Source organism: Sphingobacterium sp. CZ-2, assembly GCF_004526235.1.
In the GTDB taxonomy this organism is placed as follows: Bacteria; Bacteroidota; Bacteroidia; order Sphingobacteriales; family Sphingobacteriaceae; genus Sphingobacterium; species Sphingobacterium tenebrionis.
In genome coordinates, this window is sequence record NZ_CP038159.1 from 1533816 (window position 1) to 1545849 (window position 12034).

At 42.1% G+C, this 12034-nt stretch carries 11 protein-coding genes; 7 read left to right on the forward strand and 4 right to left on the reverse strand.

The window, feature by feature from the left end:
* Nucleotides 1-106: 106 nt before the first annotated feature.
* Together E3D81_RS06945 and E3D81_RS06950 are read left to right on the forward strand one after the other, a co-directional pair.
* Nucleotides 107-709, forward strand: coding sequence for a phosphatase PAP2 family protein (locus E3D81_RS06945; protein WP_099367635.1), 603 nt, complete (start codon nucleotides 107-109; stop codon nucleotides 707-709).
* The gene (locus E3D81_RS06950) at nucleotides 702-1532 is read left to right on the forward strand and encodes a ZIP family metal transporter (protein ID WP_134776920.1); all 831 of its coding nucleotides are present in this window, start codon (nucleotides 702-704) and stop codon (nucleotides 1530-1532) included. The genes E3D81_RS06945 and E3D81_RS06950 overlap by 8 nt, the downstream gene beginning before the upstream one ends.
* Here E3D81_RS06950 and E3D81_RS06955 read toward each other — a convergent pair whose 3' ends face one another.
* On the reverse strand, nucleotides 1533-2006 hold the full coding sequence (locus E3D81_RS06955; protein WP_099367633.1) for a MarR family winged helix-turn-helix transcriptional regulator: 474 nt from the start codon (nucleotides 2004-2006) through the stop codon (nucleotides 1533-1535).
* Between the two features lie 101 nt (nucleotides 2007-2107).
* On the opposite strand from E3D81_RS06955, the gene E3D81_RS06960 reads away from it, so the two are divergent.
* From E3D81_RS06960 to E3D81_RS06980, 5 genes are all read left to right on the forward strand, one after another.
* Nucleotides 2108-2347, forward strand: coding sequence for a ferrous iron transport protein A (locus E3D81_RS06960; RefSeq protein WP_099367632.1), 240 nt, complete (start codon nucleotides 2108-2110; stop codon nucleotides 2345-2347).
* Nucleotides 2347-4449, forward strand: a complete 2103-nt coding sequence (feoB, locus tag E3D81_RS06965; protein WP_134776921.1) for a ferrous iron transport protein B — start codon at nucleotides 2347-2349, stop codon at nucleotides 4447-4449. The genes E3D81_RS06960 and feoB overlap by 1 nt, the downstream gene beginning before the upstream one ends.
* A gap of 7 nt (nucleotides 4450-4456) precedes the next feature.
* The gene (locus E3D81_RS06970) at nucleotides 4457-4603 is read left to right on the forward strand and encodes a FeoB-associated Cys-rich membrane protein (RefSeq protein ID WP_209023118.1); all 147 of its coding nucleotides are present in this window, start codon (nucleotides 4457-4459) and stop codon (nucleotides 4601-4603) included.
* A 126-nt stretch (nucleotides 4604-4729) separates the two neighbouring features.
* Nucleotides 4730-6175, forward strand: a complete 1446-nt coding sequence (locus E3D81_RS06975; protein WP_134776922.1) for an amino acid permease — start codon at nucleotides 4730-4732, stop codon at nucleotides 6173-6175.
* Between the two features lie 67 nt (nucleotides 6176-6242).
* Nucleotides 6243-6842: a lysoplasmalogenase gene (locus tag E3D81_RS06980; protein ID WP_134776923.1), complete on the forward strand. Its 600-nt coding sequence runs from the start codon at nucleotides 6243-6245 to the stop codon at nucleotides 6840-6842.
* Here E3D81_RS06980 and asnB read toward each other — a convergent pair.
* The 3 genes from asnB to E3D81_RS06995 all read right to left on the reverse strand — a co-directional run bounded on the left by asnB (nucleotide 6783) and on the right by E3D81_RS06995 (nucleotide 11824).
* Nucleotides 6783-8465 (reverse strand): asparagine synthase B, encoded by a 1683-nt coding sequence (gene asnB / locus E3D81_RS06985; protein WP_134776924.1) that lies wholly within the window; start codon nucleotides 8463-8465, stop codon nucleotides 6783-6785. The two genes, E3D81_RS06980 and asnB, sit on opposite strands and share 60 nt — an antisense overlap.
* A 638-nt stretch (nucleotides 8466-9103) precedes the next feature.
* Nucleotides 9104-10942 (reverse strand): UbiD family decarboxylase, encoded by a 1839-nt coding sequence (locus E3D81_RS06990; protein WP_134776925.1) that lies wholly within the window; start codon nucleotides 10940-10942, stop codon nucleotides 9104-9106.
* Nucleotides 10943-10999: 57 nt separating this feature from the next.
* Nucleotides 11000-11824, reverse strand: a complete 825-nt coding sequence (locus E3D81_RS06995) for a hypothetical protein (protein WP_134776926.1) — start codon at nucleotides 11822-11824, stop codon at nucleotides 11000-11002.
* Between the last annotated feature and the right edge of the window lie 210 nt (nucleotides 11825-12034).

Sequence of the window (12034 nt, forward strand, 5' to 3'; positions counted from 1 at the left end):
ACTTTTGTTGCAACATTGTTTCTTTTAGCTCAGCAGGGACATTAGGAAGCAAGGTTGATTTTTTATAGATTTGGTCTGAAAAAATGGACCATTCTATTTAGACTATATGTTAGAAAATATTATTGCATTCGATAAAGAGTTTTTTTTAGCCATCAATCAAGGATTAAGTAATCCGGTGTTTGACTGGCTATTACCAATTTTAAGGAACCCATATACTTGGTCTCCACTTTACCTCTTCCTCATTATCTTTTTTATTAAACATTATGGCAAGACAGGCGTGCTGATCGTTGCCTGTACCTTAGTGACCTTTGGTATAACCGATCTCACCTCCTCCCATCTGATCAAAAAGACGGTCAAGAGGGTCAGACCTTGTAATGATGTGGTTTTTAAAGATCAAGTAAACTTAAGAGCACGTTGTGGATCCGGTTTCAGTTTTACCTCTTCCCATGCAACGAACCATTTTGGGATGGCCTTCTTCTGGATTGTACTGTTCCGTCGTAAATGGCGACACGCCCTATGGCTCTGTATCCTTTGGGCCGCGTCCATCGCCTTTTCGCAGATCTATGTAGGCGTACATTATCCTTTTGATATCATCTGTGGTGCCATCCTAGGAACATTGATCGGTTTAGGCACCGGCTATCTATTCAAACGATTTTATCCGAAATTTTTCGAATCCCCAAATAACCCAATACCAATAACACATGAGTAGTTTCTTAATTGTCTCTATTTTATTTTTTTCAGCTTTAATTAGTGGTGTCGCTGTTTTCTTTGTAAAAAGAGACAATACACAATTACTCAAGCTTATCCTTTCTTTCAGTGGTGCCTATCTTTTTGCCATCACTGTACTGCACCTGATCCCTGAGGTATACCATAGCGGATCAACTCCAGGAGAAATCATCGGATTATACATCTTAGGCGGATTCTTGTTCCAATTGGTGTTGGAGCATTTTTCCCAAGGAATGGAACACGGTCATATACATTCCGATGGGCATGCAGAACATAAGCAAGCATTCCCTATCGCCATATTGATCAGTTTGTGTTTACATGCCTTTTTAGAAGGTTTTCCATTAGCATCAGGGCATCGTAATGAATTGGTATTCGGTATAGCCATCCACCATATTCCGGCGGCTTTTGCTTTAGGTAGTCTTTTGATCAACACGAAGTTGAACAAACAGAATATTATCCTCTTCATTGCCATATTTGCAGCCATGACTCCACTAGGTTTCCTGACCAGTAAAGGTATCAGCGGTGGAGACATTGGAAATATTGGACAATATTTTGATAAGATCATGGCCGTGGTAATCGGTATATTCTTACATATATCCACCACCATCCTATTTGAGTCAGGATCGGCAGACCATCATACCTTCAACAAAAAGAAAATGTTGGCGGTTCTTTGTGGGGTACTGGTTTCGTTGGCAAACTTCCTTTTCCCACACGAGCATGACCATGGATCCCACGGTCCGGCAACAGGAACAGAACAACATGATCATGATCACAACCATGACCATGATCACGATCATGAGCATTAATTAGCCTGCTTGCCCATTCGATTCACCGCGGAATTTATCCAACAGTTCGCTTAGTTGCATAAATTCCTCGGTGGTCAGATTTGGCGCCAAGACATCATCCAGCATCATATCGTTCTCGATATCATGCAACAGCTTCAACCCTTTGTCGGTGATCAACAGATCCACCGCCCGTTTATCACTGCCATTCTTCGTCCTAGAGACCAAGCCTTTTCCAACGATTCGATCCACCAAGCGGCTGATGTCAGGCGTCTTTGTCAGCAAACGCTCCTTCAATAAATTGTTTGTTACGGGATTTGGGAACTGACCTCGCAATACCCTCAACACATTAAATTGCTGTAGTGTAAGCTGCTTAGCTCCTGCTCTCTTTTCGAGCATCACATTCAGCCAGTTGTTCGTGTAGATAACATTGACCGTAACGCGATGCCAAGGGCTAGCGAATTGCTTCACTCTTACCAGTTCTTCAATCTTTGGCATAACTTTAAAAATACATTAGTGTGACTTAATCCGCAATTTAAAAGATTTTAATTATTTATCTTTGCTCAAAACGTATTTTTTTAAACCGTTCAACTTCACAAATGCAGAACAATATTAGCCTCGACAGACTAAAAATTGGCGACACCGTAAAAATTCAAACCATAGATTCCTTGGAAATTCCGGCAAAATTCTTTGAGCTTGGCTTTTATCCAGGTTCGCTCATTGAAATAAAACACAAAGCTCCATTTGGTGGACCGATCTGTGTAAATATCATTGAAAACAATTCCTTAATTGCCATCCGCAAGTCTGAAGCCAAGTTAATAACTGTAGAAAAAATTTAATGAAAAATCCAAATATTGTACTTTTAGGAAACCCCAATGTTGGTAAAACTTCCTTGTTCAACAGGTTGACAAAATTGAACCAAAAAGTAGGGAATTACCCCGGAATCACCGTTGAAAAGCGCGAAGGAACCCTTAAAGCACATAACAAAACCTACCATATCATCGATCTTCCCGGAACATACACCTTGTTCCCCAACTCTTTGGATGAGGAAATCGTATTTCAAATATTAAGTGATAAGAACAATCCATATCACCCCGATCTGACCTTGGTCGTGGCAGAACCTGCTACCATCAAACGGTCAATCATCCTCTATCAACAAGCTCGTGAATTAGGAATTCCTGCCATTTTTGTCATCAATATGATGGACGAAATCGAGAGCAAAGGGATGCAGATCGACATCCAAAAATTGGAGGTTTACCTGAAGACGAAAGTCTATAAAACGAACGCCAGAACGGGTAAAGGAATTGACGAACTTGTAGCTGCATTTCCACAAAGTCCTGTAACATACTTCGGGAATTTTCAGATTCCTGCAACATACTCAGCCGCCCTTGATGAAGCTAAACGGATTTTTCCATTGGCAACGGAGTATCTTACTTGGCAATATCTCGCTCAAGAAAGAATTTCCAGTCTAACAGCTGAGCAACAAAAGGCCTTGGAAGAGATCAGGACCAAGCATCAATTGAATATCCATGAGATGCAAAAACTGGAATCCCAGATTCGCCATGATGCCATTACGGAGGATCTTAAACCAATCATCCAGAAAGCGGAGAACAAAAAACTGAACAATACCTCAAAAATAGACCGCATCCTTTTACATCCTATTCTGGGATACATCATCTTTTTTGGTCTATTGTTCGTGATCTTCCAAGCGATCTTTGCCTGGTCAGGTCCTTTGATGGATTGGATCGATGGCTTATTTGCAGACATTACTGAGAAGCTGGATGCCGCCCTTCCTGATGGACCTTTGGCTTCCTTATTTATTTACGGTATAGTAGCTGGTGTTGGTGGAATCGTTATCTTCCTTCCTCAGATCGTTATTCTCTTCCTATTCCTTTCCTTAATGGAGGAATCAGGCTACATGAGTAGGGTCGTATTCTTAATGGACCGTTGGTTGAAACCTTTTGGTCTAAACGGAAAATCGGTGATCCCATTGATGTCAGGTGCTGCCTGTGCTATCCCGGCGGTGATGTCGGCGCGGAACATCGAGAACCCGAAAGAAAGGTTATTGACCATGTTAGTAACCCCATTCATGACCTGCTCCGCACGCTTACCGATCTATATCGTTATTATTGGACTGGTCATTCCAGAAACCAGCGTATTAGGATTCAACCTGCAAGGTATGGTTCTTTTTGCCATGTACCTATTAGGAATTATTGGTGCCTTGGGCTCTGCTTGGATACTGAACAAAGTCATCAAAAGCGTTCGTTCGTCATACCTGATCTTTGAATTACCGACCTATAAAGCGCCAGATTGGAAAAATGTATTGACCAATGTTTGGGATAAAGCTTCAGGGTTCCTATGGGATGCCGGTAAGATCATCTTGATGATTTCCATTGTCCTTTGGGTATTGGGTAATTTTGGTCCGAACGATAAATTCTATAAGGCCGACGAATATGTAACGGCCATGAAACCTAATCTGGAAGAGGAGCAGTTTGATAAAGAAGTGGCCTCTTATAAATTGGAGCACTCCTTTTTGGGTTACCTCGGAATGGGTATAGAGCCTTTCGTAAGACCATTGGGCTACGATTGGAAAATGGGTATCGGTTTGATTTCTTCCTTTGCGGCACGCGAAGTATTTGTGGGCACTATGGCAGTTGTTTACAGCCTGGGGGATGAAGTGGATATCGAAGACGATGGTCAGAAAAGATCGCTATTGGATAAGATGCGTTCAGAAATCAACGCCAATACTGGCAAACCGGCTTATAATATGGCTTCCGGAATTTCGTTATTATTGTTCTACGCCTTCGCTATGCAATGTATGGCAACGATCGGTGTGGTGCGTAAGGAAACCGGCTCCTGGAAATGGACCTTGATACAGACCTTGTTCATGACAGGTCTTGCCTATGTAGCCGCATTAATTGCTTATCAACTTCTAAAATAAGAACATCATGGGTTTAATCATTCAGTACATCATTATTTTCATCCTTTTTATTGGGGCTTTATACTTCATCTTCAAACCCTTCTTCAGTAAAAAAAGTAACTCAGGATGTGGTAAGGGATGCTCCTGCGATGTAAAAATGGATCCGAAGAAATAAACAATAGATAAAAAAGTATTTAAAAGCTCTCTTTAAAATAAAGGGAGCTTTTGTTTTATATGTTATTGGAAAAAATTATCTTGTACCGTTATAAAACATATAATCAGTAATTAACCTGTCAACAACGTGCAAGAAAACAAGGAAAAGGAACTCAAAAGAGGACTTAGCAACCGTCATATTCAATTAATTGCTCTTGGTGGAGCCATAGGAACCGGATTATTTTTAGGCGTTGGCCAAGCTGCCATCCTAGCTGGACCATCGGTTATCCTCGGCTATGCCATTGCTGGTTTGGTCGCTTTTTTCATCATGCGGCAATTGGGGGAAATGGTCGTTCAAGAGCCTGTTTCCGGTAGCTTCAGTACCTTCGCCAACAAATATTGGGGTCCATTTGCTGGATTCGCATCCGGTTGGAACTATTGGATCCTCTATATCCTGGTGTCCATGGCCGAATTGACCGCCATTGGAAAATATGTACAATTTTGGTGGCCAGAAATCCCCCTCTGGGTCTCTACCCTCTTTTTCTTTTTCGTCATAAACGCGATCAACCTCGCATCTGTAAAAGTATATGGGGAAACCGAATTCTGGTTTTCCATCATCAAGGTCGTGGCGATCATTGCCATGATCATCTTCGGTGCCTATCTATTGATTTCCGGCAATGGCGGAGAAAGGGCAACGGTAGAGAACCTCGTCAACGACGGTGGGTTTTTCCCCCATGGTTGGCTCAGTGGAAATGCAGCAATGGGCTATTCAGGGCTCCTCGCCGCCCTGGTGATCATCATGTTCTCCTTCGGTGGATTGGAGCTGGTAGGTATCACAGCAGCTGAAGCGGAGAACCCGGAAAAGAACATCCCTAAAGCGACCAACCAAGTTTTATGGCGTATTTTGGTGTTTTACGTGGGTGCTCTGTTCATCCTGTTTTCCCTAATGCCATGGCGTACCATTACGGCAGAAACCAGCCCTTTTGTGGAAGTATTTGCCACCCTGAAAGGCTTTCAATTTGAAATGTTTGGGAATACCTTCTATTTCACCAATGTGATCGCCAATGTACTGAATGTAATCGTATTAACCGCCGCACTATCCGTTTATAACTCCTGTGTGTACAGTAATTCCAGGATGTTGTATGGATTGGCAGAACAGGGCAATGCACCGAGGTTCCTTAAAAAACTAAACAAGAACCACTCTCCTATTGCGGCTATCCTAGCATCAGCAGCCATTGTGGCCATTACGGTAGTAATCAATAAAGTGATCCCTAAGGAAGCATTGGGCATCCTGATGTCGCTGGTGGTATCTTCCCTGATCATCAATTGGATCATGATCACCTTGACACATATGTTCTTCCGGAAACAAAAGGATAAGGAAGGTGTGAAAACCAAGTTTCCAACCATCCTTTATCCGATCAGTAATTACTTTAGTCTCTTGTTCCTTGTGGGTGTATTAGTGATGATGTGGTTTACAGGACTGAAGATATCTGTTGAATTGATTCCTGTTTGGTTGATCCTCCTTTGGATATCCTACCTGCTGATCAAAAGGAATAGAGCGAAAAAAGAAATCAATAATTCGATCGATCATTAAAAAGTTCATATTTCATATCGTTTTTGCCATCCTGTTTATCTGCCATCTGGTAGCCATACAACAGCATATGGATGGATTAAGGACCATGACAAAACCATTGATATGTATCGTATTGGTATTGTTCCTCTGGAATGAGACAGGCTTGAAGAGAAAATTCCATCGATTGATAGCTGCCGGATTGGTCTTTGGCCTGGCCGGCGATGTCTTTCTCATGATGAACAACATGTTTATCTTTGGTTTAGGGTCTTTTCTGATAGGCCATATCCTTTATGCTTGGGCTTTTCTTACACAAACGTCCAGCCTAAGTCTGACCAAACATAAAGGTTATATCTTCATTGCCTGTCTGCTCATCAGTTATTCCTATTACCTGTACAGCGTTCTGAAACCCAGTTTAGGTGTATTGGAAATACCAGTCATTGCCTATATCCTTGTGATAGCTGCCATGGCTTTGTTCGCTTTTACCCGAAAACAGCAGACCAATTTGGCCAGTTTTTTATTCATCTTTATCGGCTCTCTCTTATTTATAGCCTCTGATTCCATTTTAGCCATCAATAAATTTGTGGCTTATGTTCCCGATTCCGGCATCATGATCATGAGCAGCTATATGCTAGCTCAATACGGCATTACTACTGGTGCTGTTATGGACAGAAGCAACCGCTCTTCCTGATGGATCGTTCATGTTCTGGAAAGAAGCATCCCATAACAAGGCTTCAGGCGTACTACAGGCCACGGACTTTACCGATGGAACCGATTTGGCTGCCGCGTCCGACGGGAAATGGCTTTCAAATATATTTCTGTACAGATACTCTTCCTTGTTTTTTGGCGTATTGATCGGAAAGCGTTTGGCTGCGGCCTCAAATTCCGTATCCGTCACTTTCTCCTCCGCTTGCGCTTTCAGTGTATCGATCCAGGAATAGCCCACTCCATCCGAGAACTGCTCCTTTTGTCTCCAGGCGATGCTTTCCGGAAGGTAATCCTCAAATGCTTTTCTGACAACCCATTTCTCCATGCGTTCGGAAGTGATCATTTTATCCTGTGGGTTGATGCGCATCGCAATATCCATGAATTCCTTATCCAAAAATGGAACCCTACCTTCCACACCCCATGCTGCCAATGATTTATTGGCGCGAAGGCAATCGTAGAGGTATAATTTTTTCAGTTTCCTAACCGTTTCCTCATGAAATTCCTGCGCGTTTGGTGCTTTATGGAAATATAGGTAACCTCCAAAAAGTTCATCCGACCCTTCGCCTGACAACACCATCTTGATGCCCATAGACTTGATCACCCTGGCCAAAAGGTACATCGGTGTAGAGGCACGGATAGTGGTCACATCATAGGTTTCCAAATGATAGATCACGTCACGGATGGCATCCAAGCCTTCCTGGATCGTGAAGTTAACTTCATGATGGATGGTGCCGATGTGATCTGCTGCCTTTTGCGCAGCAATAAGATCCGGAGATCCTTTCAGACCTACGGCAAAGGAATGCAATTGGGGGTACCAGGCTTCCTCCTGATCTTCGGATTCAATCCTTTTGGATGCAAATTTTTTGGTGATGGCAGCAATAACCGAGGAATCCAATCCTCCAGATAATAAAACTCCATAAGGAACATCCGACATCAATTGCCGATGTACGGCATCTTCCAATCCCTGGCGTAATTTTCCCAGGTCGGTTTCCTTATCTTTTACCGTGCTATATTGCTCCCAATCCCGTTTGTACCACTGGATAGGTTCCTGTCCTTCCTTGCTGTGCAGGTAATGTCCCGGAGGAAATTGGTCGATCTGCTCGCAGAATCCTTCCAGAGACTTTAACTCGGAGGCTACAAATAATTGACCGTATTGATCCTTACCGTAATAAAGTGGAATGATACCCATATGATCTCGGGCAATGAAAAAAGAATCATCACGGGCATCGTATAAGGCAAAGGCAAAGATGCCGTTCAAGTCTTCAACGAATGCTGGACCCTTTTCGAGGTAGAGGGCAAGGATGACTTCGGAATCGGATTGGGTTGTGAAGTTATAATGTGCTAAGGAATTTCGTAGCGCTTGGTGATTGTAGATTTCACCATTTACCGCCAATATTACTTGTCCATCCGGACTGTACAAAGGCTGGCTTCCCGATTTTGGATCAACGATCGCTAACCGCTCATGCGCTAAAATTGCTTTTTCTGAACTGTAAATTCCTGACCAATCTGGACCACGATGACGAATGCGTTTCGACATTTCCAATACTTGAGGTCTTAATTCGGACACAGGTTGTATGATTTCAAAAGCTCCTACTATTCCACACATAATATTAAAATTTTATTAATGTTTTTATTGTTTTATTGATATAATGATACAAATAAAATGATTATAAAATTAATTTCATAATATTTTTTAATTTTTGTTGAATATATTGTAATTAGATTGTAGATGTTAGATGATAGATGATAGATGATAGACGCGTCATTGCGAGGAGGTACACCTCGTCATTGCGAGGAGGTACGACGAAGCAATCTTTGAACCCTGTCATCCTGAGCACTACCATTGTCATCCTGAGCGTAGTCGAAGGATCTGTACGGTTACTAACGAATAGATGCTTCGACTACGCTCAACATGACATACGGAAAGATTGCTTCGTTCCTCGCAATGACGAGGAAGGCGCAATGACGAGGAGGGCGCAATGACGAGGAGGGCGCAATGACGAGGAGGGCGCAATGACACGATTTGCCTCTTTCTGGAAGTGAGGTGTAAGTGACTTGTAAGTGAGTTGTAAGTGCTAAAAGTCACTTACAACTCACTTACATATCACTTAAATCCTGCCTACACCACGAACCAAGCATTTAAAAAAAAGGCCGAATCAACTACTTGATTCGGCCTCGTTATATGGCGTACAGATCCTTCGACTCCGCTCAGGATGACAATATAAATACGCTCAGGATGACATATTAAATAACCCCATGCAATGATCCTCCTTTGGCACCCAACTCATCCACTCTTCTTTCCACTTTTTCATCCTTGATCAAATCTGGTGCATGATGAGGTTTACTTCTTGCGTCAATAATCACTGGACCCTTACAGCCCCAATGCTTAAATTCCGTAAATGCCCCAACACCATGTATATCATGCGAAGGATTACTTCTTGTAAAAGTAACCCAAACAAAATTATTCTCATTGTCTGCCACAAACCCCGCATCATCAGCCAATACAATACACTGAATCCCATTCCAATTCTTATCTTTGACTGCCTCCGCCCATGCTGCAATCGCCTTATTCTCCTCCTCATAGGTACTAAATCCTTTCCCATCTACCACAATAATTCCTGGCAAAGCTAATTTCGCATGGTTAAACGGCCTTGGTAGATCCAGATCTACCGGCAGTTCCGTAGCCAGCTCTCTTTTCTTATCGCCCACAGCAGCAAAAACAACTTTAGATCCCGTATTCAATCCATCACCGGTATAGTCTAATGTATCGATTGTGGTATTGGTCTGGAAATGTAGGTCCCTGCTCAGGTCGATCCGTTCAAAAATATGGCTAAAGAAATCCTTGATATGATGGATATCCAATCCTGGATTATCCTCCTTTGCAGAAATGAATAGGAATTTCGCCAAGCTCAACTGGTTGGTTCCCAAGATTAGGTTCGAAATAGTCAATAGCTCCTGTGGTCTTTCCACCTTTTGATAAGGGGTGTACCTTTCGCTTCCGATGGCAAACAACAAGGGATGAACTCCAGCCGGATCCACCGCATGGACGGCATGTAAGCCCGGAATCTGTTGTGGAATCGCATTCCCCGTGATCTCATGGATCAATGCACCAAAACTGGTATCCTCCTGTGGGGGTCTTCCAACTACTGTAAAAGACCAGATTGGATCCTTCCGATGGTACACTTTATGCACTTTCATCAAAGGGAAAGGATGTACCAAGGAATAATAGCCGATATGGTCGCCAAATGGCCCTTCCGGTTTGTTCTCATTGGGATATACGGTACCTGTGATCACAAAATCAGCATCCGCTGAAATACAGAAACCCTCTTCATCATAAAAATAACGGAAGCGTCTGTTTCCCAATGTACCGGCAAATATCATTTCCGAAAGACCTTCCGGTAGTGGCATCACGGCAGACAAGGGATGTGAAGGCGGACCTCCAACAAAAATACTGACTTTTAAAGGTTTACCCAATTGATTGGCCTTGGTCTGATGTACACCAATGCCTCGGTGAAGTTGGTAATGAAGACCGATTTCCTGGTCTTGAATATAATCATTGCCTGCCAATTGAATCCTGTACATGCCCAGATTGGCATTCATGATTCCCGGCTTACTGATATCTTCGGTATAAACCTGTGGCATGGTCACGAATGGACCTCCATCCATAGGCCAGTTGACGATCTGGGGAAGTTCGGATATCTGGGTCTGTCCATAAAGGATTGGAGCCCCTGACTTCTTTTTCCAAGGCAATGCCCCCAGCGCCACCATAGATGAGCCTACATATTGGAACGGCTTCTTGAGCACCGACATCGGATTCATTTTTACATCCACTAGTTTTTTCACATGATCCAGGGAATCCCTGAACATGAACCTGGAACGATCCAACGTACCGAAAAGATTGGAAACCGCTGGAAATTTGGAACCTTTGACCCGTTCAAAGAATAAAGCCGGCCCTTGCGCATCATATACACGCATATGGATTGCCGCCATTTCAAGATAAGGATCAACCTCCTCTTTGATTCGAATCAAATGTCCATGCTGCTCCAGATCCTGAACACAATCACGTAAACTTTTATATCCCATAGTAATAGCAAATAGCTACAAATGTAATGGAAAGAAGGCAATAATTAAAGTTTAAGGCTATTGGTCAAATTGGATCACTTCGTCCAAAGGAGTAAAGGAGAACAACATGATATTCTTCCAAGTACTGTTATCTATAGGATATTCCATAGACATCAACCTTTTGAATTCGATCAAGTCCTCTTTATTGATCCTATATAATCTTTTGAACCACATGTTCATCAAAATACCTGGTACTTTAACACTCTGCACCTTACTATTCGGGTATAGCGTTTTTTTGTAAAGCCTGAACATTTCCTGGATGGTCACCGTTTTGGCACCACCTATTTCTATGATCTCATTCTTGAAATTCTTTTCCCAGTCTACATTATAGATCCAACGAATAAGGTCTAAAGCCGAAATGGGATTGAATTTTATTTTAGCAAAATCCGTATCGTAGGCCAAGTACTTCGAATTGATCAATTTGTGCATGTACTTATCGAGTACACTTCCTTTCCCGATCGCTAAATTTTTCAATACGATGGTATAGGTTAGGCCAGAATGTTCCAAAACCTGCTTTATAAATTTTATATAGGGTTTATCCATTAAACGGGCGATGTAAACAATACGCTTACAACCATTTCGTTCGGCCAATTGAACAAAATTATTCAAGGTAATCAGTTCCATGTTCAAGTTGACATGTTCTGACAGGGTGGGAACATGGGTAATATAGATTCCCAATTGGATTCCACCTACTACTTTGTAATCTTCATATTCCTGACCTTTTCTCAACAGGTCTACCATATCTAAACTCGCCGTTGGCTCTTCAATCTGCTTCGCTCTATAGAGATCGACATCACGTGCAATCCCATGGACATGATACTCATCTGCATTTAGGTTGCTCATGGCCCTTTTGCCTAAATATGAATTGAGTCCGGATAAAAGTATCTCCATCAGTCCTCCTATTTTTTAGTAAACAACTTTACCATATGAAACAGATTATTTTTATGAAAGTTTAATCATTTTTAAAATTTAACAATATTAAACATTTAGTAAAATACATATTGTCTATATCGTGTAAAAATTGGGGTTAAAAGCACTATAAACCTATCTAAA